Raw genomic sequence first — 25,913 nt, 5'->3', positions numbered from 1 at the left:
GGGTGGCACCTCAAGCTAACCGAGGAACTCGTCGATCAAGTCGAACGTCCGGTCCGGCGCCTGCAGGGCCGGCTGGTGCCCGGCGCCCGGCACCACCTCGAACCGGGCGTCGGCGAACGCGGCCGCGTAGGCCTTGCCGAACGCCGGCGGGACGACGACGTCGTCTTCTCCCCAGATCAGCAGGGCCGGGGTCCGGACCCGCGCGAGGCGGCGCAGCAGCTTCGGGTCGGCCAGGTCAGGGCCGGTGTAGGTCCGCAGCGCGGCCAGGTCGGCCGGGTCCGGGCCGGGCGCGCCGGGCGGTGGCTGCGGCAGCCGCACCGGGTGCCCCGGGATCTCCGGGCTTATCGCGTCGAGCAGGACGAGCCTGCCGACGCGCCGCCCGCGGTCCCGCACCGCCAGTTCGGCCGCGACCCAGCCGCCGAAGGAGCTGCCCACCACGACGACGTCCGCGAGGTCTTCGTCGTCGAGGAGATCGAGGTAGGCCAGGGCGAGGTCGTCGACACCGGTGAACGCGTCCGGGCGCGGGGTGCCCGACCAGCCGGGGTGCGTCGGGGCCAGCACGCGGGCGTGCGGCGCGAAGTGCTCGGCGATCGGGGTGACGCTGCGCGGTCCGGCGCCGCCGTGCAGGACGAGCACGGCGCGGTCGCCGCCGCCGGTGTCGAGGAGGTTGAAATCCATGGGTCTTCCTTCCGTCAGTGTTGCGCGGCGAATCGCGTCATCTGCTCGACCATCGCGTCGGGAGCGCCGGCGGCGAAGCAGGCTTCGAGGTTGTCCGCCGAGGCCCGCGCGGCGGCTTCCGCACGGGGGAACATTGCGGCTTCGTAGGCCGAGAGAGCGCTTTCGACGTCGTCGTGGTCCGCCAGCGCGAGAGCCAGCTCGGCGGCGTCCAGCATGGCGAGGTTCGCGCCTTCGCCGGCGAACGGCGACATGACGTGCGCGGCGTCGCCGAGCAGGGTTACGCCCGGCACCCGCGCCCAGCGGTGGCCGACCGGCAGGGCGTGGATCGGCCGCGGGATCAGGGGTTCGTCGCTGTCCGCGACCAGCGCCCGCAGCCCCGGGGCGAAATCGGCGAAGACTTCGAGGAGCCGGTCACGCTCCGCCGGGGCGTCCTGGATCCGGATCGCCGCGTACACCCGGATGCGGCCGCCGCCGGTGCGCTGGGCGATCAGCCCTTTCCCTTCGGCGAGCGCGAACATCGAGCCCGGCCCGACCAGCGCCGCCGCGGCCGGGTGTCGAGTGTCCACATCAGACAAATGCGCTTCCACGAAGGACAGTCCCGAGTAGCGCGGCACGCCGTCCGAGAGCAGCGGCCGGACCTTCGACCAGGCGCCGTCGGCACCGACCACCAGATCCGTCTCGACGACTTCGCCGGTGGCCAGGGTGAGCCGCCCCGGCGCCACCGCGGCCACCTTGGCACCCCAGCGGACCACGCCCTCCGGCAGCGACCCGGCCAGGATGCGCTTGAGCTCGCCGCGGTCGATCTCCGGCCGCGTCCCGCCGCCGCCGGATTCCTCGAACCGGACCGTGCCGTGGCGGTCGAGGATGCGCAGTGCCTCGCCCTCCTCACGGACGACGGCGCGGAACTGTGCCGTCAGCCCGGCTTCGGCCAGCGCGCGCTGGCCGGACTCCTCGTGCAGGTCGAGCGTGCCGCCCTGGTCGCGGGCGGCCGGTGAGGTTTCGAGTTCGTAGACGGTCGAAGAGATCCCGCGGGTGTGCAGGATCCGAGCCAGCGTGAGGCCGCCCAGGCCGCCGCCGACGATCGTGACGGAAGGGGTCATGACGTCTCCTCGGGTGCGGGGCGCGGGGTGGCGAGCGCGCCGTTCAGCAGCGCGTCGAACGCCCACCTCGCGCGGGCGGGACCGGGGCCGGACACCAGGTCGGTGGCCAGCGCGGCGATGTGCGGGTGCGTCGACGGCGAGACGCCGGCCAAGGACTCGGTCAGCACTTCGTGTTCGCGGGTGGCGCCGGGCCGTTCCCGGCGGCTGCCGTGTTCGGCGGCCGCCGCGGTGGCGGTCAGCAGCAGGACGTCGACCGCCCACGCGGCCTGCCCCGGTGCCATGCCGCCCTCGTCGAGCCGGGCCAGCACCGCCTCGACGAGCGCCAGGTAGTGCGGACCGCTCAGCCGGCTGACCAGGGCGACCCTGGCCAGGCTGGGGTGCGCGAACAGCACCGACCGGTAGGAGTCCAGCACCGCCCACAAGCGGTCGCGCCAGTCCCCCTCGCCGTCCAAGGCGACCTCGGCGAGCAGCTCGTCGAGCACCGCGGCGTGCAGTTCGTCGGTGTCCTTGACGTAGACGTAGAGCGAGGCCGGCCCGGTGTCGAGCTCCTTCGCCAGCCGGCGCATGGTGACGCGCTCGACGCCTTCGGCGCGCATCACCGCGACGGCGGCGGCCACGATCCCCTCGCGCGTCAACGCGGGCTTCGCCGGGCGCTCCCGGCGGTTGTAGGTGCTTCCCGGAGTCATGCCCCCACTGTAGCGAACATGTTCGTCACGAGCACGTTCGGCACGAACATGTTCGTGCGGCCACCAACGTGAAATCAACACCTCATTCGGCCGCGGCGAATACGGCATTCGGGTCCACCCATTTTGTTAAGTCGCCCGTTAAGCAGCCACATCGAAAGACTCGAAAATAATCGCGAAAGACCGGCCGCGATTATCCGGCGGTCTGGACCACTAGGCGAAGATCACCCGTACGGCGGCTTTCCCTTGTCCCACAAGGTTGTAGCGCGAGGGCAACCAGCGGGTAAACGTTTTCGAAACCCGCTTACACGACGTTTGCCGCTTGTGGCAACTCTCCACGAGCGGTATATCTGGGTGACTCGCAATTCGCACGCGGCCGGCCGCACCGCCGGCCGGTTCGATGCCGCCCCCTCTCCCCGCTCCCCGGAGGCACCATGCATCGCCTGGACCCAGCCCGCGAACACGTCGTCGGGCTCTACCGCATCGTCATCGGCTTCCTGTTCGCCTGCCACGGCCTCAAGACGCTCTTCGGCCTGTTCGGCGCGAAGTCCGCCGCCCCCGTCGGCGCTTGGCCCGGCTGGTGGGCCGCGGTCATCCAGCTCGTGTGCGGCGTGCTCGTCTGCGTCGGCCTCGGCACCCGGGTGGCCGCCATCCTCGGCTCCGGCTCGATGGCCTACGCCTACTTCGTCGTCCACCTGCCGACCGGCCTGTTCCCGATCCAGAACGGCGGCGAAGCGGCCGCGTTGTTCTGCTGGTCGCTGCTGCTGGTCGCGTTCGTCGGCCCGGGCCGCTTCGCGCTGGGCAACCTTTCGGTCCGGCAGCGGGCCGCCGAGCCGACGCGGGCGAGCGCCACGGTCTAGGAGGGACGGGAGATCCCGACGCCGCTGCGCGCGTCGGGACCGTACCTCGCCAGTTCCGCCGCGAGGTCGAGACGACCGGTCGACGCGCTCTTCGCCCGGTCCTCTTCGGTCAGCAGGTCGCGGGGGATGATCCAGACGACCTCGAACTCCAGCCCGCTGGGATCCTTGGCGTACAAGGACTTCGTGGTTCCGTGGTCGGACGAGCCGACCAGCGCGCCCGCTTCGGTGAGCCGGGCGGCGAGCCGCTCGAGGTCGCCGAGGGTGTCGACCTCCCACGCGAGGTGGTAGAGGCCCACCGAGGTCCGCCCGGCCCCGGAATCCGCGGCGTCCGCGCCGATTTCGAAGAGGCCGAGATCGTGGTCGTTGACCGACCCGGGCGCCCGCAGGAACGCCGCGCCCCGGTGCGCGTCGCCGCCGTCGATGTACCCGAAGCCGAGCACGTCCCGGTAGAACGCCACGCTTTCGGCCAGGTCCCGGACATAGAGCACGGCGTGGTTCAGGCGGAAGATCGACATCGGGGCTCCGTGCTGCGCGCGAATCGGTTGAAGTTTCAACTTAAGGGTAAGCGCGCCCCTGCGGGCGGTCAAGGCAGCAGGGCCGCCGCCCACAGCCGGCCGAGCCAGGCCGCGTACCGCTCGTCGGACCACCCGCGGCGCTCGACGAGCTGGTGCCACAGCGTGCCGTCCGTCGTGGACCACAGCACGTCCCGGCACTCGTCTTCGGACACCGCCAGCTGCCCGGTGCCCGCGGCGGCCCGGGCGTGCTCGGCCATCGACGCCAGCCGCTGGCGGTCGATCTCCTCCAGCATCGCCGCCGCCGCGGGCTCGCTCGCCGCGGCTCCGCGCACCGCCAGGTGCAGCCGCGCGGTCCGCCGCATGGCCGCGGTGTTGAACACGGCCAGCGCGGCGAACCGGACCCGCAGGTCGGGTTCGGCGAGCACGGCGCGCAGTTCGGGGCGCTCCAGCAACGGGACGTCCCGGTCGTCGCCGCCCACGGCGACGTCCCAGGCCCGGTGCAGCAGCGCGGGCTTGTTCTTGAACGCCGCATAGACCGTCTCGGGGGCCACCCCGGCTTCGGCGGCGACGTCCGCGATGGTCGTCCGGCCGTAACCGCGCGTGACGAACAGCTCGTGCGCCGCGCCGAGGATCCGCCGCCGGGTCTCCCTCGCCTGTTCCCGGCGGCGACTCGAGTCGTACTGCCGCTTGACGGGCCCGCTCATCGGATACATCCTCACTGTATTGAAAACAGCACGACTGTATTGGAGTTGTCATGCCCACGCAAACCGAGGCCTTCCTGGCCGACATGCTGCCGCGGCAGACCGCCGCCGAACGAGCCATCCACGACGGCGACCCGGAGCCGCGCGCCGCGCTGTGGTCGCGGGCCGACCCGGTAAGCCTGTTCGGGGCCTGGCTGCCGATCCGCACCGGCTGGGCCGAAGTCGGCGAAGCGTTCAAGCGGGTCGCGGCGCAGTTCGCGGACTCGAGCGACTACCGCTTCGAGGTCGTCGCGGCCGGCGCGAGCGGCGACCTCGCCTACACCATCGGCTTCGAGCACAACACGGTGTCGATCAACGGCCGGCCCACGACGTACACCCTCCGCGCCACCCATGTGTACCGGCGGGAGAACGGCGAGTGGAAGATCGTCCACCGCCACGCCGACCGCCCGCCGGACGAGCCCGGGACCGGGGAAACGCTCACCGTGACCCACTCTCGGTAGACCCGGTGACCGACCGGGCGACAAACCTTCGACACCGCATCGAGGCCCTGGTCAGGGCCACCGCCGGTTCGTAGGGTGAGTCCACCGCAGGACACCGTGTCAGCCGTCCCGCGGGCGGTGATGCCCCCGGATCCGACCTTTCCCCGAAGCCAAGTCCCGGGGCATCACCGCATCATCCGGCCGTCGCACCCCCGACCCCTTCGATCACAGGTAGCTTAGTTCTAAGCTATAATTCTTAGTGCTAAGCAATCGATCGAAGGAGTGCCATGCGCATCACCGTGTTCGGCGCCGCCGGCGCCGTCGGCCGCCGGGTCGTCGCCGAAGCCCTCGCCCGCGGCCACGAGGTCACCGCTGTCGTGCGCGACCCCCGCCGCGCCGCGGACCTGCCCCCGGAGGTCACCGTGCGCACGGGCGACGCCGCGGACCCCGGCGACGTCGCCTCCCTCGCCCGCGGCCAGGACCTCGTGATCACCGCGACCCGCCCGGCCCCGGGCCGCGAACCCGAACTCGTCGAAGCCACCCGGAGCCTCCTGAAGGGGCTGGCCGGAACCGGCGTGCGGCTGCTCGCCGTCGGCGGGGCCGCCAGCCTGCGCACCCCCGGCGGGACGACGGTGCTCGACGCGCCGGGCTTCCCCGCCGAACTGCGGCCGATCGCCTCGGCCTGCGTGGCCCAGCACGACGTCTACCGCGCCGACACCGCCGTCGACTGGACCTACGTCAGCCCGCCCCTGCTCCTGGAGCCCGGCGAGCGCACCGGCCACTACCGCCTCGGCCGCGACGACCTGCTCACCGACGCCGACGGCCGCTCGGCGATCTCGATGGAGGACTTCGCGATCGCCCTGCTCGACGAGGCGGAGCACCCGCGCCACCACCGGACGCGCTTCACCGTCGCCTCCTGAGGTACCCGCTGCCGGTCCTCCTGCGGACCTAGCGCTTCCGGTACGTGCTGAGGATCGCCGGTCCGACCCGGGTGGTGGCGGCCAGGTCGAAGTCCACGGCGGCCTCGACGCCGTCGAACAGCCGCCTGCCCGCCCCCACCACACTCGGGAAGACGAGCAGGCGGTACTCGTCGACGAGTCCCTGGCGGGCCAGCTCCTGCGCGACCACGACGGAACCGATGACGATGACGTCCCGCTCTTCGCGCTTCACCGCGTCGACCAGATCTCCCTGCAGCAGCACGGAGTTCTGCCACGCGGACACGTCGTGGAGGGTCCGCGACGCCACCAGCTTCGCCGCGGCGTTCAGCCGGTCGGGGAACTCGCCCGAGCGGCCCGGCCAGAGCTTGGCGAACAGCTCCCACGTCTTCCGGCCGAACAGGAGGACGCCGGTGTCGAGCAGGGACCCGAGCCGGAACTTGTCCCCGGCCACCGCCTCCGGGCCGTGGCGGAACGCCCAGCCGCCGGTGGCCGTGCCGCCGGACCCGTCGGGGTCCTCGACGACGCCGTCCAGGGTGGTGAACTCGACGACGATCACGCTCATGGTCACTCCCGGTGCCTCTTCGCCGCGCCCCGGTGGCGCGACCGCACCGGTACCTACCGGCGGCGGCCGCCGGATTCATCGGCCGCCGCCGGATCGCCTACGCCGTCACGAGCGAGAGGCCATAGGTCTGCAGGATCTCGTTGACCGGCTGGAACCACGTCTCACCGCCGGAGCCGCAGTTGCCCCAGCCGCCGGAGGTGACACCCTGGGCCTGGTCGCCGGTGATGAACGAGCCCCCGGAGTCGCCGGGCTCGGCGCAGACGTTGGTGCGGGTCATCTGGTAGACCGCGCCCTGGGCGTAGTTGACGGTTTCGTTCTGCCCGAGCACTGTGCCGCAGTGCCAGTGCGTGGTCGAGCCCGAGCGGCACACCGACGTGCCGACCGGCGCGACCCACGAGCCGCGGACGAGCGCGTCGCTCACCGTGCCCCAGCCGAGCACGACCGGCGCGGTCCACCAGCCGCCGCCGATGCGGATGAACGAGTAGTCGTTGCCGGGGAAGGAGGAGCCGGCGAAGGTGCCCATCCACGAGCCGTCCCAGCCGACGACCGAGCTGCCCGTGCCCCCGCAGTGCCCGGCGCTGACGAAGCCGCCCTGCACCGAGAAGCCGATCGAGCAGCGGGTGTTGCCGTTGATGTAGTACGGGTCGCCGCCGACGGTCCCGGCCGAGAACGGCTGGGCGGCCGGCGCGGTGGCCACGGTGACCGGGCCGGCCTTGGCCGCCCGGGCCAGGAAGGCGTCGACGTCGGCGCCGCGCGCCCCCGGCCGCACGGTGACCACGACGCTGCCGGCCCGCGGATCGGCGCGCCAGCCGCTGACCGCGGCCGGGGCGGGGTCCGCCTTGGCCGACGCGTCGATGGCCGCCTTCGCGGCGTCGAGTCGCGCCGCACTGGTCCGGGCCGCGACGGGCTCGGCCCCGGCCTGCCGGACGGCGTCGGCGGCGGCCGGGTCGGTCACGCCGACGACCAGCTTGCCCCGCGCGGGGTCGAACCAGGCGCCGCCGAACGCGGTGCCGGCGGCCCGCTGCGCGCCGGGCAGCACCCGGGCGGCGGTCATCTCCTGGGTGAGCCGGGCCGACGCCTGGGTGGCGGTGAGCCCGAGGTCGCGCTGCATGGCCGCGATCAGCCCGGGCGAGGCCTGGGCGGCCGCGGGGGTGAGGGCGGTCAGGGACGCGGTGAGAACGGCGGTGGCGCCGCCGAGAGCCAGGGCGATTCTTCGACGCATGGGAACTCCTCCAAGGCCGGGGGAAAGAAACACACCGTCCGCCGAGTGTGCGGTCGGGGTCCGCGCCCGGTCCAGATTTGTCCGGTCTTCTGTCCGGAATTCCCGACCAGGCGTCCACTGTGGAGTTTTTGTTTCGCTTGCCGCGCAACACTTTCCCGTGCATGACGAAGGCGCGAACCGGCCACCGGCCGGCCGCGCCGTCACCCGATCTTCGCGGCGTTGCGGAAAGGTCTGAACCAAGTAGAACACGTTCCCGCCGACGGCGACCCGAACGGGAGTCTGCCGGGCACCGGACGTGCCCCGTCGTCCCTTGACGCGCCGGGCGCGCGCCCGGCGCGGGTGCCGGACCGTCCGAAGAGGACGGTCAGCGGGCGAAGGCGTTCAGGAAGCGGTCGCGGAAGGAGTCCATCTTCCAGATCGGCGCCCCGGCGCCCGGGTGCAGGCCGTCCTGCCAGCCCCAGCCGGCGATCCGGTCGAGGACCTTCGGCTCCTTGGCCACGATCGTGACCGGCACGTCATGGACCGCGCCCTGCGGGGTGACCACCGGCGGCTGGTGGTCGCCGAGGAACACCAGGACCGTGTTCTCGTCGCCGTACTGCTTGACGAACGAGATCACCGTCTTGAGCGAGTAGTCCGTTGCGTCGCGGTAGGCCTCGCGGATCTTCTTCGGGTCCTTCCAGACCGACTCCGGCGCTTCGCCCGCCGCGGGCTGGGGGTCGAACACCGAGCCGTCGCCGACCTGGTTCCAGTCGACCAGCCAGGGCCGCGGCGACCACGGCGCGTGGCTGGAGACGAGGTCGACCTCCGCCATCACCGGGCGCTGCGGCGAGGCGTTCGCCAGCTCCTTGCGCTGCAGCATCGAGAGCGAGAACTGGTCGGGCATGGTGGCGTAGGCGTAGCCCGGCCCGTGGTAGCCGATGGAACGGGCGTCGTAGTAGGCGTCCGGGTGGTAGAACTTCTGCCCCTCCGGCCAGTCCTTCGTGTGCGCGGGCACGTCCCAGACCGTCCGCCAGCCCGCCCGCTGGAACGCCCCGCCGAGGGTCAGCCGGTCGCTCGCGAGCAGGTCGTTGTACCGCTGCTGGTTGTCGATCCACATCCCCGACTGCACCGTCGAGTGCGCCAGCCAGCTGCCGCCGCCGAACGTCGAGGACGACAGGAACGCGCTCTTCGCGCCGATGCCCGCCGCGCGCAGCTCGGCCGTGCCCGCGTCGAGTGTCGGGCCGATCTTCGCCCCGATGACCGGGTCGTCGAGCGCCACCCGGCCGTAGCTCTCCACGAAGGTCAGCACGACGTTCTTGCCGCGCAGCCCGTTCAGCAGCTGCGCGCCCGAGGTGGCCCGGAACGCGTCTTCGGCGGCCATCTCCCCGAACGGCCGCTGGTCGCGCAGGTCGGCGCCGACCTGGCGCAAATCGCCGTAGGCCAGCGCGGCGGCGCTCTGCGCGGCGACCGGCTGCCCCGGCGCGAGCTCGACGCCGAACACCGAAGAGACGATCCAGACCACGGCGAGGACGGCCACGACCCGGGTGGCGCCGGTCCGCCGCCCGGCCGCGATCCGGCTCAGCCGCAGCATCGCCAGCACCATGAGCACCACGACGGCCACCGCGAGCAGGCCGGCGCCGATCAGCGCGGCGACGGTGGCCGCGTCCCCGATCTGGCCGGCGAGGAACTCGACGCCGGCGTGGAAGAAGCTCCAGTCGTAGATCGGGTCGAACGGCTTCTCGAGCGTCGCGTAGAAGCCGGTGTCGAGGGCCTTCAGCAGGGTGAGCAGCCCGAGCGCCAGCCCGGCGAGCACGGCCGCGACGCGGCGCGCCCGCGGCGGCAGGACCAGCAGGAACGCGCCGATGACGAGCCCCTCCGCCGGCACCCGCACCAGGTTCGCGACGGAGAACGAGCTGAGGTCGTCCGGGGCGAGCAGGGCGAACAGCACGAGCAGCGCGGCCAGGCCGGTGAGCACCCGGCTCGCGACGACGTGGCGCCGCCGTCCGGGCCGGGGCAGCCCGAAGTCGGGCAGGGCCGTCGCCGGCCCCGGGGTGCGGCGGGCGCGCCGCACCAGCGGCAGACCGATGTTTCCAACCATGGCGAGCCTCACGTCGTGGTGCGCGGTGGTGACCGCCGTCCCGTGCGGCCGGGCGGCGATCGTCACCCGATATACGGGCCGGCGCGGCGCGCGGTTCAAGCGGGCCCCCGGCACCGGGCGGCCCGGCGGGACGATCCGGACGATCGGCCGCCCGCCCCCGAAAAGGGACCACCATTACCCGGACGGGTCCACCCCAAACCCCGCACCCCCGTCTTTCACCCGCGGGAACACCCGGAATCCCCGGCACAGGGGAAGAAGCGTTGCGCGCCCGGGTCCCCGGTGTTCTCCTCGGGGTGTCCGAAGATCGAATCCCGGCCGGAGGTCACGATGAATTTGTTCGACAAGGCGAAGGAAGCGCTCGGCCAGCACCCGGACCAGGCCGACCAGGGCGTCGACAAGGCCGCCGAGGCGGCCAAGCAGCGCTTCGGCCAGCACTCCGACAAGATCGACCAGGGCTCGGAGAAGGCGAAGGAGTTCCTGCACAAGCAGGGCGGTGGCGGGCAGGACGCGCCGCCGCAGTGAGCCGCCGCCGGTGAATCCCAGCCGTCCGGGGGAAGCGCGCTTCGCCGCCCCCGCGGCTGGGTACCACCGGCTCCGTGGTCGCCACCTACCTCGTCCCCGTCCGGACCGCCCTGCTCCTGTTCCCGCTCGTCGTGCTGGCCGTGATGCTCCCGGCCGCCTTCGTCAGCTACCGCCGCCGCGGCCGCGCCGGCGGGTGGCCGACGTTCGTCTTCTACACGTTCCTGTTCTACCTGCTCGCGGTCGCGACGCAGACGGTGCTGCCGCTGCCCGCCGACCCGGCGTACTGCGCGGGCCACACCTACGCCAGTTCCCCGCAGCTGCGGCCGTTCTACTTCGTCGAGGTGGTTTCGCAGCGGGCCCGCGGTCACTGGAGCCCCGGCGCGCTGCTGCACAACCCGGCGGTCTGGACCACCGCGCTCAACGTCGTGATGCTGGCGCCGCTGGGGTTGTACGTCCGCTACGCCCAGCGGATGCGGCTGCTGCCGGCCACGCTGGTCGGCTTCGGTATGTCGCTGTTCTTCGAGCTGACGCAGCTGACCGGCCTGTGGTTCCTCTACCCGTGCCCGTACCGGCTCTTCAGCGTCGACGACCTGCTGCTCAACACCGCCGGCGTCGTCGCGGGCTGGCTGCTGGCCGGCCCGCTCGGGCGGCTCCTCCCGTCGCCGGAACCCGAGCACGACCGGCGCCGGTACGCCGCGAAGGTCACCTTCACCCGCCGGCTGTTCGCGCTGGCCACCGACCTGCTCGGGTTCGCCGCGCTGCTCGGGTTCCTCTTCGGCCTGCTGACGCTGTTCGGCGAGGACCTGCGCCACCGCGACACCCCGATCGTCATCCTCGCCCTCGTGTGGTTCGTGGTGCTGCCCGCCGTCACCGGGTCGACGCCCGGCAAGCGGGCGATGCTGCTGCGGGTGACCCGCCGCGGCGGGCGCCGGGCCGGGCCGGTCGCGCTGCTGGTCCGCAACGGCGTCCTGCTCTCGCCGCTGTGGCTCACCTGGCTGCTGCTGGACCTGGACCACTGGGACCTGGCGCACCACCCCGAACAGCTGCTCCTGCCGGTCGCGCTCGCCGCGTCGGTCTTCGTCGTGGGCGTCTGGACGCCGCTGGCGGTGCTGCTCGACGACGAACACCGGGCACCCTACGAACGGCTGACGCGCACGGTGAACGCCGCCGTGGTGCCCGCGGCGGCCGCCGAACCGGCGCCGGCGCCCGCGCCGCCGGAGAAAGTCCTTAAAGGACGGTGAGGGGGCACCGTGCTGCCCCGGGTCGACAGCGCTGGTAGATTGCCTCCGGAACGGGTTGAGCCGCCAGCCCGCGCCCTCCCGTCCCCCTCCTGGAGCTTTCGATGACCACCGACGCAGCGCGGCCCCGGCAGCGGCACTCCCGTGACGGCCGTCCGTCCGAGGTGCCCGGCTCCGGAGACCTCCTCCCCCGGGGTGTCGCATGACATCCTCGGACACCCGTGTCGGCGAGCCCGGTTCCGGGCATGAAGAAGGGGAGGGCCTCCCCGCGGGGGCCGGCACGGCGAAGGAGGCGGACGTGAAGCTCCGATTTGCCCGGCACGAACTCGGCATCTCCCCCGAGCTCTCCGAACTGGCGCGAGTCCGGCACTGGGTCCGGACGGTCCTGCGCGGCTTCCCGGCGAACTTCGTCGGCACCGCGGTCATGGTGGTGGACGAGCTGACGTCGAACGCCCTGCGCCACGGCCGCGCGCCCTACCACGTCCGCCTGCTGCCGGGCGCCGCCAAGCTGCGGATCGAGGTCGACGACAGCGGGGGCGAGCCCGCCCGCCGCCGGGCGCCGTCCGACCAGGGCGGACGCGGCCTCCTGCTGGTGGAACGCTGCGCCGCGGCCTGGGGCCAGCTGCGCCGGCCCAGCGGCAAGACGCTGTGGGCCGAGCTGGTCACCGACCCGGATCCCGCGGGTGCCCGTGGCTGATCCGGCGCACACCGCGCCCGCCGTCGCGATCGACGGCACCGCGGGCTGGGCGGCCGCACCGGCCGCGGCGGTCGTGATCGACCGGTCCGGCACGATCCGCGCGCTCAACGAGGCCGCCGGCCTGCTGTTCCCCGCGGCCGGGGCCGGCCGCGCCGCGGACGGCGCGATCGCGGGCTGGCTGGCCGAGGCGCACGAGTGCGGCACGGCCCAGGTCGTCCGCGGCGAGGTCGGCGAGCGCTGCTTCGCCGCGCACCCGGTCCCGCACGGCGAGGCCGTGACCTGGTGGCTCCTCGACGAGACCGACGCCCGCACGGCACGCGAGGCACTGGCCCGCGAGCAGGAACGCACCTCGTTCCTCAGCGACGCCTCGGCCGCGTTGCTGGGCTCCCTCAACCTGGACCGCTGCATGGAGGTCGCCGCCCGGCTGGCCGCGCAGCACCTCGCCGACGCCGCCTTCGTGCTGGCGCCCGCCGCGGGCGCGAGCTTCCCGGCTGTCTCCTGCGTACGCGGCGGCGAGCCGGTCCGGGCCCCGCTGGACGTCGACCCGGACGAGCTGCCCGGCCTCGGCGAGGCGCTGCAGGGTTTCCCGCCGGTGCCCTCGCGCTGGCTCGACCCCGACGCCGCGCCGTCGTGGGTGCTGCCGGCGGGCTTCGGCCCGGCCGGCTCGATCGTCGTGACGCCGCTGCCCGGCCACGGCGTCCCCGCCGGGGCGCTGGTCCTGCTGCGCCGCGGGGACCGGGCGTCCTTCACCGACTCCGAAGAGCTCTTCGCCCGGCTGTTCGCGGCGCGGGCGGGCGCGGCCATGTCGGCGGCGCGGGTGTTCGCGCTGCAGGCGTCGATCACCGACACGCTCATGCGCGAGCTGCTCCCGCCCACCCTCGAACAGCTCGGCGGCATCGAATTCGCCGGCCGCTACCGCCCGGCGCGCGACGGAGAGCGGATCGGCGGTGACTTCTACGACGTCCATTCGGCGATCACCGCCGAGGGCGACGAGTCGCTGGCCGTGCTCGGCGACGTCTGCGGCAAGGGCCTGGACGCGGCCGTGCTGACCGGCAAGATCCGCACCACGCTGCGCGCGCTGCTGCCGATGGCCGACGACCACCACCGGCTGCTCGACCTGCTGAACCGCACGCTCGGCGACGACACCGACGCCCGGTACGTCACGCTGGTGCTGGTCTCCGCGCGGCGGGAGGGCGCCACCGTCCGGCTGCGCGTGACCTGCGCGGGGCACCCGCCGCCGCTGGTCGTGCGGGCCGACGGCCGGGTCGAGGAGGCCGACAGCCAGGGCACCCTGATCGGCGTGCTGCCCGAGATCGAGTCGTCGAGCGCGGACATCACGCTGCAGCCCGGGGAGACCTGCCTGCTCTACACCGACGGGATCATCGAGGCCAAGGGCGGCCCGCTCGGGGACGCCATGTTCGGGGAAGAGCGGCTCAAGCAGGCCGTGGCCGAGTGCGCGAACATGCCGGCCGACGCCGTCGTCGAACGCATCCAGATGCTCGCCTCGCAGTGGATCGGGCGCGGCACCCACGACGACATGGCCGTGCTGGCGATCACCGCGCCGCGGGGCAGGCACCTGGCCGCCGTCGGCGGCCACGGGCCCGGGAGGTACACCGCATGAGCACCGCCATCCGCACCACAGCGGTCGCCGAGCACGCCGAACGGCTGTGGGAGGCCGTCACGGCCGGCGACGAGTACGCCGCGGGCGACATCGTGGTCCGGGCGCTCGGCGACGGTACCGACCCGGAGAGCGTGCTGCTCGACGTGATCGGCGCGGTGCAGCGGCGGGTCGGCGCGGAGTGGGCGGCGAACCGCCTCACCGTCGCCCAGGAGCACGCCGCGACCGCGATCAACGACCGCGTCATCGCCACCTTCGGCTACGTGCTGCAGCGGCCCGAGCCGCACCGGGGCCGGATCACCGTCGCCTGCGTCGACGGGGAGTGGCACGCGATGCCGGCCCGGCTGCTGTCGGAGGTGCTGCGGCTGCGCGGGTTCACCGTCGACTACCTCGGCGCCCAGGTGCCGGCCCCGCACCTGGTGGCCCACCTGCACCGGACCGGCCCGGACGCGGTGGCGCTGTCCGGCTCGCTGGCGACCCGGCTGCCGACCGCGCACGCGACGATCACCGCGTGCCAGGCGGCCGCGACCCCGGTCATCGCCGGTGGCGCCGCCTTCGGGCCCGACGGCCGGTACGCCCGGCTGCTGGGCGCCGAAGCGTGGGCACCGGACGCGCGGGCGGCCGCCGACCGGCTGGCCGAGCCGCTCCCCCGGCCGCAGACCGCCCACCAGCCGCTCGACGACCTGCCGCACCTGGCCGACCAGGAGTACACGCTGGTCACGCGCAGCTCGGGCCGGCTGGTGAAGACGGTGCTGGCCGGGCTGGAGGAGCGGATCCCGGCCATGCGGGCCTACACCGACCTGCAGCGCCAGTACACCGCCGAGGACCTCGCGCACATCGTCGAATTCCTGGCCACCGCCCTCTACGTCGGCGACGGCGAGCTGTTCACCGGGTTCCTGGGCTGGACGGCCGGGATCCTGACCGCGCGCGGTGTCCCGGCGGCCTCGCTGGGACCGGCCCTCGACCTGCTCGAGGCGGAGCTGCGCGACTTCCCGCGGGCCACCGGCATGCTCCGCACCGCACGAACGCACCTGGCGGAGCCGGCCGCCGGATCGGAGCAACCGGCATGACCACCGGGCTGACCTGCACGTGGACCGCCCCGGAGGAGGGCAGGGCCCGCGTGACGATCACCGGCGACCTCGAGTTCGCGACCACCGGCACCCTCCTGCGGCTGGTCACCGACCGGCTCGCCGGCCATCCCGGCGTCCGTGAGGTCCACCTGGACTGCAGCGAACTCGGCTTCTGCGACTCGTCGGGCCTTTCGGAGCTGATGAAGCTGCGCCGCGTGGTGACCGACGCCGGCGCCCGACTGCACCTGGACCACCGGCCGCCCGCGCTGGAGCGGCTGCTCGCCCGCACCGGCACGGCCGCGTACCTCACCGGCGAAGCGACCGGCTCCCGCGCACGCCGCGACTCCTGAGCGAACCGCCGTCAGCGGTTCGGGCCCTGGCCGGCCGGGCGGACGAGGATTTCGTTCACGTCCACCGTCGCCGGCTGGCCGACCGCGTACAGCACCGCGCGGGCGATGTCGGCGGGGTCGAGTTTGGGGTCCTGGGCGCGTTCGGCAGGGATGCCGCCGGTGTCCACCAGCCCCGGCTGGACCAGGGTGACGCGGACCCCGGTGCCGACGCATTCGGCGCGGATGTTCTGGGCCAGGCCGGTGACGGCCCACTTCGTCGCCGAGTACAGGTTGCCCGGGCGCACCCCGCGGCCCGCGGCCGAGCCGGTCAGCACCAGGTGGCCGCCGGAGTCGATCAGAGCCGGGAGGGTGGCGCGGGCGGTCAGGGCGGGGCCGTACACGTTGGCGAGCACCATGTCCCGCCATTCCTCCGGTGGCGCGCCGTGGCGGCCGAGGAACGAGGTGACCACGCTGGCGCCGGCGTTGGCGAACACGACGTCCAGCCGGCCCCACGTGTCCCGCACCCGGGTGACGAGCCCGCTGAGCGGGGCCCAGTCGGTGACGTCGCAGGCGACCGGCCAGACCCGGTCGGGCGCACCCAGCCGGGTGGCGAGGGCGTTCAGGCGGGCCTGGTCGCGGGCGACGAGGACCAGGCGGTAGCCGGCTTCGGCGGCGAGCCGGGCGGTGGCGGCGCCGATGCCGCGGGAGGCACCGGTGATCAGGAACACGGGATCGGTCACCGGCGCAGACTAGCCAACGGACCCGGGAATGGTCTAGACCATATGGGTCCAGTCACCTGACCGAGGAGAACCCGTTGACCACTTCGGCTCTTCGGTGCGTGCGGCCGGCGCCCCTACGCTTCCCGGCGCGCCAGCTTCGACGGCCACCAGACGCGCCGCCCGACGTCGATGGTCAGCGCGGGCACCAGCAGCGAACGCACCAGCAGCGTGTCCAGCAGGACGCCGAACGCGACGATGAACGCGATCTGCGCCAGGAACAGGATCGGGATCACCGCCAGCGCCGAAAACGTCGCCGCCAGCACCACGCCCGCCGAGGTGATCACCCCGCCCGTCAGCGACAACCCCCGCAACGTTCCATCCCGGGTCCCCCGCGTCAGTGCCTCCTCCCGAACCCGGGTCATCAGGAAGATGTTGTAGTCGATCCCCAGCGCCACCAGGAACACGAACCCGAACAGCGGTACCACCGGGTCCGCGCCCGGGAACCCGAACACGTGGTTGAACACCAGCGCCGACACGCCCATCGTCGCCGCGAACGACAGCACCACCGTGGCGATCAGGAGCAGCGGGGCCAGCAGTGACCGCAGCAGCAACGCCAGCACCAGGAAGATCACCAGCAGCACGATGGGGATGATCAGCGCCCGGTCGCGCTTTGACGTCTGCTGCGTGTCCAGCTGGATCGCCGTCGGGCCGCCCACCTTCGCGTTCGCCTGCGGGACCGCGTGCACCGCGTCGCGCAGCCTGCCGACCGTGGCGACCGCCGCCTCCGAGTCCGCCGGATCGCTCAGCACCGACAGGATCTGGACGCGGCCGCCGACCTCCTTGGGGCGGCCGTCGGGGCCGGGCAGGGGGAACGACTGTGCCACTCCGTCTATTGTGGACGCGCGCAGGACCGCGGGCAGCGCGTCCGCGTCGGCGATCGTGATCACGGGTGCGCCGAGGCCGCCCGGGAAGTGCCTGCCGAGGATCTCCTGGCCCGTCCCGGATTCGACCTCGGTCAGGAAGACGTCCGACTGCGCGGTGCCGGACGCCTTGAGCTGCGGCAGGAACGCGACGCCGACGCCCAGCACAAGCGCCGTCACCACCCAGACCGCGCGCGGGCGGCGGCCGACCAGGCGCGCCACCCCGCCCCAGAGCCCGGACGTCTCGGGGTGCGGTGAGCCCAGCGCCGGCTTGAACGGCCAGAACGCGCCGCGCCCGCACAGGGCCAGTGCGGCCGGCAGGAACGTGGTGGACGCCAGCAGCGCGGCGCCGATGCCGATCGCCGCGACCGGGCCGAGTCCCTTGTTGGAGTTGAGGTCGCTGAACAGCAGGCACAGCACGCCGAGCACGACGGTGCCCGCCGAAGCGGCGATCGGCTCGAGGGTCGCGCGCCAGGCGAGCTTGAGGGCGTCGAACCGGCTCGGCGTGTCGCGCAGCTGCTCGCGGAACCGCGCGACCAGCAAGAGCGCGTAGTCGGTGGCCGCGCCGAAGACGAGGATCGAGAGGATGCCCTGGCTCTGGCCGTTCAGCGCCAGGACGTCGTGTTTCGCCAGCAGGTAGACGACGAGGCTGGCCAGGCCGAGTGCGAACACCGCCGACAGCAGGACGAGGAACGGCAGCAGCGGGCTGCGGTAGACCGCGAGGAGGATCAGCGCGACCACGCCGCCGGCGACGAGCAGCAGGATGCCGTCGATGCCCCCGAACGCCTTGACGAGGTCGGCGATCTGCCCGGCCGGCCCGGTGACGAGCACGGTGAGCCCGTCCGGAGCGCCGCCGAGGCGCGCCCGGACCTCCTTGACGACGTCCGCCGGGTTGCCGTCGGCGAAGATCGGCACCGCCAGCTGCGCGGCCTGCTCGTCCCGGGGTGCCTGTTGCGGCCGCCCGAGCGGGCCGGCCACGCCGGGGACGCTGCCCAGTTCCCGCGCCTTGGCCTCGAGGAACCGGCGGTCTTCGCCGGTCAGGCCGCTCGTGCGCTCGGCGACGACGGTCGCGGGCAGCACCTGGCGCGGGCTGAACGCCTTCTGCTCGTCGGCGACCTCGGTGGCTTCGGCCGACCGCGGCAGGAAAGCCGCGTTGTCGTTCTTCGCGACCTCGCCGAGCTTGCCGGCGAAGGGACCGCCGAACCCGCCCAGGCCGAGCCAGGCGATCACCAGGAGGGCCGGGATCAGCCAGCGGAGGCGGCGCGGGTTCTCGTTCATGGTCGCTAAGGTCCTTTCGAGCGCGAACACGCCCAATTGTTCAGCAAGCTGAACATTCTGCACGACGACCCGGAGTGATGGTGAGCACAACCCCCGAACCCGACCTGAGCACCTGGCCGACCGGCCGGCTGCTGGCCGTGGCCGCGCGGCTGGTGGAGCAGCGCTGGGTGGCCGTGCTCGACGGCATGGGCCTCACCCACGCGGGGCTCATCGCGCTGCACACGCTGCGCGACGGGCCACTCCCCCAGCGGACGCTGGCCCAGCACTGCCAGGTGACCGATCAGACGATGAGCCGCACGCTCGACCGGCTGGCCAAGGCCGGATTCGTCACCCGGACGGAGGACCCGGCCGACGCCCGCCGCCACCTGACCCGGCTGACCGCGAGCGGCCGCGCGGTGCACGACGAGGCCGTGCGCGCGGAACCCGCCCTGCTCGGCGGGCTCGGCGACGACGACGCCTTCCGCGCCGGCCTGCTGGACCTGATCACCCGGCTGTCCGCGCGCGATTGAGAGCGCGGCGGGCTGGGTAGCTATTCCTACATGTGGATCGCGGTGAGCACCCCAGTGGCCGTCCTGATCGCCACCGTTCTGATGGAACGGTTCGAACGACGGTGCCGCTTGGTGCCGGGCCCCGAAACGAAACGGAGCCCGGCCCGGACCTGACTTCGGCCGCGGCCCGACCGGGTGCTCCGCGTCTCATCCGGCGCCGCGGAGAACCTCGGCCGCCCTTCCTCGCGACTGCGGGGGCACCGGGGCCGAAGTCCGTGCTCGGCGGATTCCCCGGCCGTCCCGCACCGGTGAACGCCCGGATCTCGAATCCGATCCGGTCGCCCGCGTCCGAACAGCGGCAAACCCGCTCACCGGCGAGGGGTTCCGGTGCGCGGGCGCCGTGACAATGACCGCCGGAATTCAGCAGGTCTTCCACGCGAAGTGGTAAATCGTGTCCACGCTCGCGTGTTCGGAATCCATTTCGATGAAAGTGGAACCAGGCGAGGAACCCGCGTCGGCCCGCAGTTCCGCATTGATGTTCAGGTTGCGGCTCTCCCCGCACGGGGCGAACACCAGCTCCGCCACGTCGGTGACGTCGGAAGCGCGCCACACGCCGTGGAACGGGCCGGGGAAGCTGTGCCGCACCCGAGCGGTCGGCGCGGTCCCGGTGAAGTAGTAGTTGGCCTGCTCGAGCGCGCTCGCCCCGCTCTCGATGTGCGCGAAGCCGCGGTACTCCGCCTCGGCGATCGCATACGTGAATCCCTGCGGCACATGGACGAGCACGTTGATCTGGCAGTTCTTCCGGGCTTCGAGCGCGGACGCGCCGCCGCCGGCCTTCGCGGTGAAGTTCCTGTAGTGCACCGTGAACGAGGTGTTGTCGGCGGCGACGTCGGCCGAGGCGTCGGCGGTGCCCGCCGGGCAGCCGGAACCGTTGATCGTCTTGATGTCGAGCGTGATCTTTTCGCTCGGGGCCGATGCCACCGAGGAATCGAAGGGAGCGACGAGGGTGGACAGAATCATTGCGCCTACGACCGACATACCGAGCATGACGCTCCTCCCGTTGGGCCACGGTGCCTGGTGGTGATGATGATCGCGCGCGGAGAGGATCGTAGCGCGATCGCAACCTTTTCGACGGCCACTGAACGGAGTAACACGAGAGAGGCGTCTGGCACGGGAAATCCATTTCCCGCTCATTCATCTTTCCCGGGGCTCGATATTCGGGGAATCGAAGGTCAAGACGGCTGATCCGGACCACCGGTGCGCAGGGAACGCGGCGGGGTGCAGCCGCCGAGCAGCGCTTCGGCGTCCAGCGTCGCCGCCGCGGTCCCCCGCTCGGCGAACCGCCGGGCCACCAGCGCACCCGGATTGCCGACCGGATCCGCACGGCCGGACAGGAACGCCCATTCGTGCTCGTCGGAGCCGAAGTACAGCACCGCGCCGAATACTTCGCGGAACCGCCGCCAGGACGCGCGCAGCGTCTCGTTGCGCCACAGCGTCGGGCAGCCCGCTTGACACGCCACCACCCCGCCCGGTGCCAGCAGGCGCGCGCAGCGGGCGAGGAATTCCTTGCCGTACAGGCGATTATGCTGCGCGGCCGGATCGGTGGTCTCGTCCGGCAGGTCGATCACGACCACGTCGTAGGTCTCGCCCCGGGCTTCGGCCGCGGCGAGGAAGGCCCAGCCGTCCGCATAGGACACCCGGATCGGGCCGTCCCCGCGCTCGGCCCGCGCGAGGTCCGCCGGGGTGTAGCCGTAGGGCAGGTGCTCGGCGCACGCGCGCACGGCCCGCTCGTCGATGTCGACGTGGTCGACCAGCCCGGCGCCCGCGGCGACCGCCAGCTCGCTCGCGACCCCCTCGCTCGAGCCGACGATCAGGACCCGCCGCACCTGCTCGGCCAGCAGCAGCGCGGGCACCATCAGCGCTTCGTGGTAGACCAGCTGGCTGGCTTCGGTGCTCTGGCGCTCGCCGTCGCAGAACAGCGAAACCCCTTGCGCGGTCGTTCCGATCAGCACCTCCTGGTACGGCGTGCGCTCGTGGAACCGCACGTCGCCGACCTCCCAGACGCGGGTGAGGCCGTCGCCGACCGGTTCGTGGATCAGGGGCATCAGCGTTCTCCCCGGTGGAGGACCGACAGGTGGACGGAGGCGGCGTGCAGCGACGCCGCCAGCAACCGCAGGGCGTGCTCGGGATCCGCGCGTTCCCCGCAGGTGAACACGTCGGCGAAGAGCGACCCGTGCTCCGGGTAGGTGTGGACGGACGCGTGCGACTCGGCCAGCAGCGCGATCACCGTGGCACCCTGCGGCGTGAACCGCTGCGCGACGACGTCGAGGACCGTCGCGCCCGCCTCCGTCACCGCGGCCCGCAGCAGCTCCCCGAGGCGCACCGGGTCGTCGAGCAGGCCCGGGTCGACGCCGTGCAGCTCGGCGAGCACGTGCCGCCCGGTGAACCGGCCCACGTCAGGCATCTCCCCACCGCCCGACGCAGTACGTGCGCAGCGGCTCGATCCCGTTGAACGCCACCGACGCGTAGCTCGCGGTGTAGGCCCCGGTGCCCGGCAGGTCGAGCCGGTCGCCGCTGCCCAGCGACACCGGCAGCCGGTACGGCGTCCGCTGGTAGAGCACGTCGTCGCCGTCGCAGGTGGGCCCGGCGAGGACCACCGGGCCATCCGGGCCGTCGTGGTCGTCCACCGGTTCGACCCGGTAGGCGATCGCTTCGTTTTCGGCCTCGGCGAGCCCGTTGTAGCGGCCGATGTCCAGGTAGACCCAGCGCCGCTCGTCCCGGTGGGCGACCAGCACGACCTCGGTCCGCAGCAGGCCGGCGTCCGCGACCAGCACCCGGCCCGGCTCGAGCATCAGCTCCGGCCGGCCGGCCGGGAACGACGTGTCCAGCGCCGACGCGATCGCCGACGCGTACGCGGCCAAGGGCGGGACGGCCGTGCGGTGGGTGGTCGCGAAGCCGCCACCGAGGTTGAGCCGCGTCATCGCGACGCCGTGCGCCGCGGCCTCGCCGAACAGCTTCGCCGCCGTGGCGATGCCGATCGGCCAGGCGGTGACGTCCGGCTGCTGCGAGCCGACGTGGAAGGCGATGCCCGGCCGCAGCCCCCGCTCGGCCGCCCGCAGCACCAGGTCGAGTGCTTCGGCCGGGACGCAGCCGAACTTCCGGCCGAACGGGGTGGCCGAGTCCGGCGCGTCGAGCACGACGCGGATCGACACGGCCGAGCCGGGCGCGTACCGGCCGAGGTGGTCGACGTCGGCGGGGGCGTCCGAAGTGAACTCCCGGACCCCGCGGCCGAACGCGAAGGCGATGTCGCGCGGTTTCTTGATCGGGTTGCCGTAGGCGATGTCCGCCGGATCGGCACCGCGGCCGAGGCACAGCTCCAGCTCGGCCGGGCCGGCGACGTCGAAGCCGATCCCGGCCGCCACCAGCGCGTCGAGCACCGGTGGCGCCGGGTTGGCCTTGACCGCGTACCGGATCAGCGCGCCGGGGAACGCCGCGCCGAACTCCCGCGCCCGCGCCGCGACGACGTCGGTGTCGACGACCAGGCACGGCGTCGGCGGGTCACGCTCCTCGAGGAAGCGGTGGATCCGGGTGAAGTCGGCGCGCACGGGCGCCAGTGTCGCAAACCGGGATCAGGCGAACCGCCACAGGTGGTCCGGGGTCCCGTTGTCGTCCCACTGGGTCACCTGCGCACCGTCCGCCGTGGACTGCTGGTCGACCGCCAGGACCTTGCCGCTGCGGACGTTGACCAGCTTCGACCAGCCGCCGCCGGCGTCGACGATCCGCCAGTTGTGGTCCGGCGTCCCGTTGTCGCGGTACTGCTGGACGTGGGCGCCGTTGTCGAGGCTCTGGTCGTGCACGGCGAGGACCTTGCCGCTGTTGCGGTTGACGATCCGGACCGTGCCGTCGCCGTTGTCCACGACGGCCCACAGGTGGTCGGCGGTGCCGTTGTCCGACCACTGCGTCACCTCGGCGGTGTCGGCCAGCGACATGTCCTGGACGGCCAGGACCTTGCCCGACCGCTGGTTCTGCAGCTTCCGCCACACCGTCGTCGACGCGGCCGGGCGGGTCAGCAGCGCCAGGTAGCCGCCGGCGACCGGGCGGGCCTGGAAGCCGCGCTGGGTCGCGTCGGCGACGACGTACCAGTCGGAGAACGGCACCCGCTGGGGCGTGGTGTTCGCGTAGCTGTAGACGCCTTCGACCAGGGTGGTGCGGATGTTCGGCTGGTCGGCGAGCCAGGCCGCGGTCCACAGCTCCCAGTCGGCCTTCGTGTAGTTGTTGCGCGGGTCGAGCAGGACGCCGTGGGCGCCCGCGCGGGCCTGGTACCAGGCGGCCTCCTGCGCCGCGACGCCGAGCGGCACGAGGTCGAGGCCGAGCACGCGGTCGGCGAAGCCGTTGTACTTCAGGCTCCAGGTGCCGGGCTGGTCGTAGGCCAGGCGCAGGTGCTGGCCGTCCTCGGCGAGCGTCACCCACTGGCTGATGTAGCTGCGGGACGTCGACCGGTACCGCTGGGCGTCGGCCGCGTTGCCCGCCGCCGCGGCGATGACGCCCATCGCGCCGATGCCGATGATCCCCTTCAGCGCGAGGTTCGCGCTGTGGGCGATGAAGCCGGTGAAGTCGTCGGTCTGGTTCTGGAAGCCCGGGTCGAGGGTGTTGGCGACCAGGTACTCCGCCCACTGCCGCAGGATCCGGTAGTGGGCGTTCACGAAGGCGGCGGCGTCGGCTTGCGGCAGCCGCTGCACCAGCGCGGCCGCCATGATCAGCATGTTGGCCGACTCCTCGACCGGCATGCTCTCCTCGTTGCCGTCGTTGTGCCCGGTCGCGTCCGGGTAGTGGGTGCCGAGGTCGTGCTCGGCGAACGCCATCGGCCAGCCGCCGCGCTCGGCGTAGTCGAGCAGCGGCTCCAGCAACAGCCGCAGGTAGGCCGGGGAAAGGTAGAGATAGGCCGGAAACGCCGGGTAGGTGACGTCCACTGTGGACATGTTGCCGTTGGAGGAGATTTCCTTGAGGAACGCCCACGGCGCGCCGCCCCGGTCGACCAGCTCGGTGCCGCCGAACGCCTGGCGCAGGGCGAGCGCGCAGATCCCGGCGTAGTGCTCGCCGGTGCTGCCGCCCCCGGCCGCGGCGACGGCGTCGTCGTGCAGCCGCTGGTCGATCCCGGTGGCGGCGCCGAGGGCGGCGGCGTAGTCGTTCGCGAACCACACCGCCATGTCCGGCCAGCTGCCCCAGTAGTGCGTCCACCAGGGACGGAGTTCGGTGCCGAGGTAGCGGACCGCGGGGGTGCGGACGTGCCCGATCGAGAGCGTGAACGGCGCCGAGCTGCCGCCGGCCGGGATCGTGCCGAGGTTCTTGGCGAAGGCCAGCACCGGCCACCGGTCGCTGATCGCCCGCGGCTGGGCGGGGTCGCTGGTGTTGTTCAGTGCGCCCTGGGCCGCCGAGGCGGCGCGCACGACGGTGTCCTGGCCGATCTGCCAGGTGGTGCCCGACGCCGGGGCGCCGAGCACCAGGGAGCCCCAGCTGGCCTGGTCGCCGTTTTCCTGCAGCACGCCGGGGTTCGCGGGGGTGCAGCTGAGCAGGGTGTACCCGCCGGCTTGCTGCTGGGTCCAGGTGACCGGCGTGGCGGTGTTGCCGTGCACCCACTCGGCGGAGGTGTCGAAGTGCAGGGCGACGGTGTGCGCGCGGCCGTCGGCGCTGGTGGCCTGGAGGGTGACGTACCCGAACGGGACGCACTGGCGCTGCAGGTTGGCCGGGTCGACCGGGGAGAAGAACGTGACGGTGAGGTTCACGCCGCCGCCGGTGAGCACGTAGCTCGAGCGGGTGCCGGTGACCTGGAGGCTCACCTGCGTCATCGGGGTCAGGGCCGGGCTGCCGGGCGCGCCGGCGAAGAGGTAGGCGGTCCCGTCGATGCGGGCGATGCCGCAGAGGGCGGTGATGTGGCCGGTCCAGAAGCTCGACCAGGTGCCGGGGAGGGTGTCGGCGGCCTGCCAGGTCGACAGGTAGGGCGAGCGGACGATCAGCGGGGTGGCGGGCGGCCGGATCGGGCTGAACGTCCCGGCGGCGGCGGTCCCGGGCAGCCACAGGGCGGCGGCGACGGCAGCGGCGGAACCTCCGGCGAGCCGGAGCAGATCACGGCGGGTGAGGTGTTCTCGGGAGGACATCGATGGCCCCTTCCAACGGCGGGCGAGCCGGGCAGGGACTTTTTTACATCGTTGGTACAACGTTGTAAATCCTCCGAAGGACGGGGTGGGACGGGGATGCGGACCAGTGGAGCCGCAGGTCCGGCGGGGGATGCAGTGAATGACTCATTCATGGCGTTGGAGGTCAGGAATGGGTCATTCATTGCGTGGTGGGGCGTGGGTGCGGGAGGGGTGACCGCGGTCGAGCGGGCTGCAGTTTGGCGGGTCAGGGCGCGCGGCTGGGACAGGCCACGCTAGCCCGCTCGGCCGGTCAGGGCGTCTGGCTCGGCCGCCAAACCACCCCGCTCGGCCGGTCACGGCGCCCGCCCGGCTCGGCCGGGCCAAAACCACCCGGCTCGGCCCAGCCACCTCATTCAGTCCGGCCAAACCACCCCGCCCGGCCTGGCCCGGCCAGGCCGCCCGGCCCGGTCAGGCCGTAAGGCTCGTTTGGTCAAGCCACTCCCGCTCGCCCAGCCAAGCCACCCGGCCCGGTCAGGCCGTCCGGCTCGGGCGGTCCGAGGGCGGCCACACGTACGGCAGGTCCGGCGGTACCCCGGGGAACTGCGCGCCGTAGTGGTCCGGGTCCTTGCGCACCAGTGCCGACTGGTGGCTGCGGTGCAGCGATTCGTCGCCGAGCCACGGGGGCACGTCACCCGCCGCCGTGAGCTCGGCCTGGGTTCGGACCTCGGCCTTGTGCACCGATCGGGTGAACTCCTCCCCCAGCTTCACCGCGCACGTGTCCGCCGCGCCCAGCTCGCACCACACCGCGCAGACTTCGAGGCCGTACCGCGTCAAGGCCTCCTCGTAGCCGGTCCACATCTTCGCCGCCGGGTGGTGGCGCCAGCCGTAGCCGGGGATCACCAGCGCGCGCAGCACCTGCAGCGCCTCCACGCGCTGCTTGCCGAGCCGGCGGCGGTCGAGCGTGCGGGCGCTGGCGGTGAAGTCGGTGCACGGCAGGAACGTCTGCATCCGGGCCGGGTACCCCGCATCCGGTCGCCGACGCGTTCGCCTTCGCGGCCCCGGAGCCCGGGGCCGCGAAGGGAGAG

The 25,913-nt window shown here is 73.0% G+C and carries 26 protein-coding genes; 10 read left to right on the top strand and 16 right to left on the bottom strand.

Annotated features, from left to right (window positions below):
• Positions 1–15: 15 nt before the first annotated feature.
• The 3 genes from ACFPLC_RS34780 to ACFPLC_RS34770 are packed head-to-tail and all read right to left on the bottom strand — an operon-like array spanning position 16 to position 2,464.
• Positions 16–678, bottom strand: coding sequence for an alpha/beta fold hydrolase (locus ACFPLC_RS34780; protein WP_378191028.1), 663 nt, complete (start codon positions 676–678; stop codon positions 16–18).
• Between the two features lie 14 nt (positions 679–692).
• The gene (locus ACFPLC_RS34775) at positions 693–1,778 is read right to left on the bottom strand and encodes an FAD-dependent oxidoreductase (protein WP_378236024.1); all 1,086 of its coding nucleotides are present in this window, start codon (positions 1,776–1,778) and stop codon (positions 693–695) included.
• Entirely contained in the window at positions 1,775–2,464 is a 690-nt protein-coding gene (locus ACFPLC_RS34770; protein ID WP_378191030.1) for a TetR/AcrR family transcriptional regulator, read from the bottom strand. Before ACFPLC_RS34770 ends, ACFPLC_RS34775 begins: the two co-directional genes overlap by 4 nt.
• A gap of 431 nt (positions 2,465–2,895) precedes the next feature.
• Between ACFPLC_RS34770 and ACFPLC_RS34765 the strand changes: the two genes are divergently transcribed.
• A complete protein-coding gene (locus tag ACFPLC_RS34765; RefSeq protein WP_191311167.1) occupies positions 2,896–3,321 on the top strand; it encodes a DoxX family protein in 426 nt (141 codons plus the stop codon).
• On the opposite strand, the gene ACFPLC_RS34760 is transcribed toward ACFPLC_RS34765, so the two are convergent.
• Together ACFPLC_RS34760 and ACFPLC_RS34755 are read right to left on the bottom strand one after the other, a co-directional pair.
• A complete protein-coding gene (locus ACFPLC_RS34760; RefSeq protein WP_378191032.1) occupies positions 3,318–3,836 on the bottom strand; it encodes a VOC family protein in 519 nt (172 codons plus the stop codon). The genes ACFPLC_RS34765 and ACFPLC_RS34760 overlap by 4 nt on opposite strands.
• 68 nt (positions 3,837–3,904) lie before the next feature.
• Positions 3,905–4,540 carry a TetR/AcrR family transcriptional regulator gene (locus ACFPLC_RS34755; protein WP_378191034.1) on the bottom strand — a complete coding sequence of 212 codons (636 nt, stop codon included), beginning with the start codon at positions 4,538–4,540 and terminating at the stop codon, positions 3,905–3,907.
• A gap of 50 nt (positions 4,541–4,590) precedes the next feature.
• Here ACFPLC_RS34755 and ACFPLC_RS34750 point away from each other — a divergent pair, with 50 nt between their 5' ends.
• The gene (locus tag ACFPLC_RS34750; RefSeq protein ID WP_378191036.1) at positions 4,591–5,037 is read left to right on the top strand and encodes a YybH family protein; all 447 of its coding nucleotides are present in this window, start codon (positions 4,591–4,593) and stop codon (positions 5,035–5,037) included.
• Between the two features lie 266 nt (positions 5,038–5,303).
• Positions 5,304–5,936, top strand: coding sequence for an NAD(P)-dependent oxidoreductase (locus ACFPLC_RS34745; protein WP_378191039.1), 633 nt, complete (start codon positions 5,304–5,306; stop codon positions 5,934–5,936).
• Positions 5,937–5,964: 28 nt separating this feature from the next.
• Here ACFPLC_RS34745 and ACFPLC_RS34740 read toward each other — a convergent pair whose 3' ends face one another.
• The 3 genes from ACFPLC_RS34740 to ACFPLC_RS34730 all read right to left on the bottom strand — a co-directional run bounded on the left by ACFPLC_RS34740 (position 5,965) and on the right by ACFPLC_RS34730 (position 9,815).
• Entirely contained in the window at positions 5,965–6,516 is a 552-nt protein-coding gene (locus ACFPLC_RS34740; protein ID WP_378191040.1) for a dihydrofolate reductase family protein, read from the bottom strand.
• Between the two features lie 97 nt (positions 6,517–6,613).
• Positions 6,614–7,738: a S1 family peptidase gene (locus ACFPLC_RS34735; protein ID WP_378191042.1), complete on the bottom strand. Its 1,125-nt coding sequence runs from the start codon at positions 7,736–7,738 to the stop codon at positions 6,614–6,616.
• Positions 7,739–8,102: 364 nt separating this feature from the next.
• Positions 8,103–9,815: a sulfatase-like hydrolase/transferase gene (locus ACFPLC_RS34730; protein ID WP_378191044.1), complete on the bottom strand. Its 1,713-nt coding sequence runs from the start codon at positions 9,813–9,815 to the stop codon at positions 8,103–8,105.
• 327 nt (positions 9,816–10,142) lie between these two features.
• Between ACFPLC_RS34730 and ACFPLC_RS34725 the strand changes: the two genes are divergently transcribed.
• From ACFPLC_RS34725 to ACFPLC_RS34700, 6 genes are all read left to right on the top strand, one after another.
• Entirely contained in the window at positions 10,143–10,337 is a 195-nt protein-coding gene (locus ACFPLC_RS34725) for an antitoxin (RefSeq protein ID WP_191314537.1), read from the top strand.
• Between the two features lie 74 nt (positions 10,338–10,411).
• Positions 10,412–11,578, top strand: coding sequence for a VanZ family protein (locus ACFPLC_RS34720; RefSeq protein WP_378191046.1), 1,167 nt, complete (start codon positions 10,412–10,414; stop codon positions 11,576–11,578).
• 295 nt (positions 11,579–11,873) lie between these two features.
• Complete coding sequence (locus ACFPLC_RS34715; protein ID WP_191314535.1) at positions 11,874–12,272, top strand: ATP-binding protein; 399 nt, start codon at positions 11,874–11,876, stop codon at positions 12,270–12,272.
• Positions 12,265–13,893 carry a PP2C family protein-serine/threonine phosphatase gene (locus ACFPLC_RS34710; RefSeq protein WP_378191048.1) on the top strand — a complete coding sequence of 543 codons (1,629 nt, stop codon included), beginning with the start codon at positions 12,265–12,267 and terminating at the stop codon, positions 13,891–13,893. Before ACFPLC_RS34715 ends, ACFPLC_RS34710 begins: the two co-directional genes overlap by 8 nt.
• A complete protein-coding gene (locus ACFPLC_RS34705) occupies positions 13,890–14,960 on the top strand; it encodes a cobalamin B12-binding domain-containing protein (protein WP_378191050.1) in 1,071 nt (356 codons plus the stop codon). The genes ACFPLC_RS34710 and ACFPLC_RS34705 overlap by 4 nt, the downstream gene beginning before the upstream one ends.
• On the top strand, positions 14,957–15,310 hold the full coding sequence (locus ACFPLC_RS34700; protein ID WP_378191053.1) for an STAS domain-containing protein: 354 nt from the start codon (positions 14,957–14,959) through the stop codon (positions 15,308–15,310). The genes ACFPLC_RS34705 and ACFPLC_RS34700 overlap by 4 nt, the downstream gene beginning before the upstream one ends.
• 11 nt (positions 15,311–15,321) lie before the next feature.
• Here the strand turns inward: ACFPLC_RS34700 and ACFPLC_RS34695 are convergent, their stop codons facing one another.
• Together ACFPLC_RS34695 and ACFPLC_RS34690 are read right to left on the bottom strand one after the other, a co-directional pair.
• A complete protein-coding gene (locus ACFPLC_RS34695; RefSeq protein ID WP_378191055.1) occupies positions 15,322–16,029 on the bottom strand; it encodes an SDR family oxidoreductase in 708 nt (235 codons plus the stop codon).
• 113 nt (positions 16,030–16,142) lie between these two features.
• Entirely contained in the window at positions 16,143–18,206 is a 2,064-nt protein-coding gene (locus ACFPLC_RS34690) for an MMPL family transporter (protein WP_378191057.1), read from the bottom strand.
• A 77-nt stretch (positions 18,207–18,283) separates the two neighbouring features.
• Between ACFPLC_RS34690 and ACFPLC_RS34685 the strand changes: the two genes are divergently transcribed.
• Positions 18,284–18,715: a MarR family winged helix-turn-helix transcriptional regulator gene (locus ACFPLC_RS34685; protein ID WP_378191059.1), complete on the top strand. Its 432-nt coding sequence runs from the start codon at positions 18,284–18,286 to the stop codon at positions 18,713–18,715.
• 399 nt (positions 18,716–19,114) lie between these two features.
• On the opposite strand, the gene ACFPLC_RS34680 is transcribed toward ACFPLC_RS34685, so the two are convergent.
• The 6 genes from ACFPLC_RS34680 to ACFPLC_RS34655 form a co-directional block, all read right to left on the bottom strand.
• On the bottom strand, positions 19,115–19,741 hold the full coding sequence (locus ACFPLC_RS34680) for a DUF4360 domain-containing protein (RefSeq protein WP_378191538.1): 627 nt from the start codon (positions 19,739–19,741) through the stop codon (positions 19,115–19,117).
• 185 nt (positions 19,742–19,926) lie between these two features.
• On the bottom strand, positions 19,927–20,799 hold the full coding sequence (locus ACFPLC_RS34675; protein WP_378191061.1) for a spermidine synthase: 873 nt from the start codon (positions 20,797–20,799) through the stop codon (positions 19,927–19,929).
• Positions 20,799–21,158: an adenosylmethionine decarboxylase gene (speD, locus tag ACFPLC_RS34670; RefSeq protein ID WP_378191064.1), complete on the bottom strand. Its 360-nt coding sequence runs from the start codon at positions 21,156–21,158 to the stop codon at positions 20,799–20,801. Before speD ends, ACFPLC_RS34675 begins: the two co-directional genes overlap by 1 nt.
• Entirely contained in the window at positions 21,151–22,299 is a 1,149-nt protein-coding gene (locus ACFPLC_RS34665) for a type III PLP-dependent enzyme (RefSeq protein ID WP_378191066.1), read from the bottom strand. Before ACFPLC_RS34665 ends, speD begins: the two co-directional genes overlap by 8 nt.
• 24 nt (positions 22,300–22,323) lie before the next feature.
• Positions 22,324–24,849, bottom strand: a complete 2,526-nt coding sequence (locus ACFPLC_RS34660) for a glutaminase domain-containing protein (protein WP_378191068.1) — start codon at positions 24,847–24,849, stop codon at positions 22,324–22,326.
• A gap of 510 nt (positions 24,850–25,359) precedes the next feature.
• Positions 25,360–25,836: an MSMEG_6728 family protein gene (locus tag ACFPLC_RS34655; protein WP_378191070.1), complete on the bottom strand. Its 477-nt coding sequence runs from the start codon at positions 25,834–25,836 to the stop codon at positions 25,360–25,362.
• Positions 25,837–25,913: the final 77 nt, after the last annotated feature.

The organism is Amycolatopsis plumensis (assembly GCF_042652605.1).
Taxonomy (GTDB): domain Bacteria; phylum Actinomycetota; class Actinomycetes; order Mycobacteriales; family Pseudonocardiaceae; genus Amycolatopsis; species Amycolatopsis plumensis.
This window is presented reverse-complemented; position numbering and strand designations above follow the sequence as displayed.

Bases quoted from the DNA above. Each gene is read 5' to 3' on its own strand.
- ACFPLC_RS34780 (WP_378191028.1), bottom strand. From the start codon at position 678: ATGGATTTCAACCTCCTCGACACCGGCGGCGGCGACCGCGCCGTGCTC.
- ACFPLC_RS34775 (WP_378236024.1), bottom strand. From the start codon at position 1,778: ATGACCCCTTCCGTCACGATCGTCGGCGGCGGCCTGGGCGGCCTCACG.
- ACFPLC_RS34770 (WP_378191030.1), bottom strand. From the start codon at position 2,464: ATGACTCCGGGAAGCACCTACAACCGCCGGGAGCGCCCGGCGAAGCCC.
- ACFPLC_RS34765 (WP_191311167.1), top strand. From the start codon at position 2,896: ATGCATCGCCTGGACCCAGCCCGCGAACACGTCGTCGGGCTCTACCGC.
- ACFPLC_RS34760 (WP_378191032.1), bottom strand. From the start codon at position 3,836: ATGTCGATCTTCCGCCTGAACCACGCCGTGCTCTATGTCCGGGACCTG.
- ACFPLC_RS34755 (WP_378191034.1), bottom strand. From the start codon at position 4,540: ATGAGCGGGCCCGTCAAGCGGCAGTACGACTCGAGTCGCCGCCGGGAA.
- ACFPLC_RS34750 (WP_378191036.1), top strand. From the start codon at position 4,591: ATGCCCACGCAAACCGAGGCCTTCCTGGCCGACATGCTGCCGCGGCAG.
- ACFPLC_RS34745 (WP_378191039.1), top strand. From the start codon at position 5,304: ATGCGCATCACCGTGTTCGGCGCCGCCGGCGCCGTCGGCCGCCGGGTC.
- ACFPLC_RS34740 (WP_378191040.1), bottom strand. From the start codon at position 6,516: ATGAGCGTGATCGTCGTCGAGTTCACCACCCTGGACGGCGTCGTCGAG.
- ACFPLC_RS34735 (WP_378191042.1), bottom strand. From the start codon at position 7,738: ATGCGTCGAAGAATCGCCCTGGCTCTCGGCGGCGCCACCGCCGTTCTC.
- ACFPLC_RS34730 (WP_378191044.1), bottom strand. From the start codon at position 9,815: ATGGTTGGAAACATCGGTCTGCCGCTGGTGCGGCGCGCCCGCCGCACC.
- ACFPLC_RS34725 (WP_191314537.1), top strand. From the start codon at position 10,143: ATGAATTTGTTCGACAAGGCGAAGGAAGCGCTCGGCCAGCACCCGGAC.
- ACFPLC_RS34705 (WP_378191050.1), top strand. From the start codon at position 13,890: ATGAGCACCGCCATCCGCACCACAGCGGTCGCCGAGCACGCCGAACGG.
- ACFPLC_RS34700 (WP_378191053.1), top strand. From the start codon at position 14,957: ATGACCACCGGGCTGACCTGCACGTGGACCGCCCCGGAGGAGGGCAGG.
- ACFPLC_RS34690 (WP_378191057.1), bottom strand. From the start codon at position 18,206: ATGAACGAGAACCCGCGCCGCCTCCGCTGGCTGATCCCGGCCCTCCTG.
- ACFPLC_RS34685 (WP_378191059.1), top strand. From the start codon at position 18,284: ATGGTGAGCACAACCCCCGAACCCGACCTGAGCACCTGGCCGACCGGC.
- ACFPLC_RS34680 (WP_378191538.1), bottom strand. From the start codon at position 19,741: ATGCTCGGTATGTCGGTCGTAGGCGCAATGATTCTGTCCACCCTCGTC.
- ACFPLC_RS34675 (WP_378191061.1), bottom strand. From the start codon at position 20,799: ATGCCCCTGATCCACGAACCGGTCGGCGACGGCCTCACCCGCGTCTGG.
- speD (WP_378191064.1), bottom strand. From the start codon at position 21,158: ATGCCTGACGTGGGCCGGTTCACCGGGCGGCACGTGCTCGCCGAGCTG.
- ACFPLC_RS34660 (WP_378191068.1), bottom strand. From the start codon at position 24,849: ATGTCCTCCCGAGAACACCTCACCCGCCGTGATCTGCTCCGGCTCGCC.
- ACFPLC_RS34655 (WP_378191070.1), bottom strand. From the start codon at position 25,836: ATGCAGACGTTCCTGCCGTGCACCGACTTCACCGCCAGCGCCCGCACG.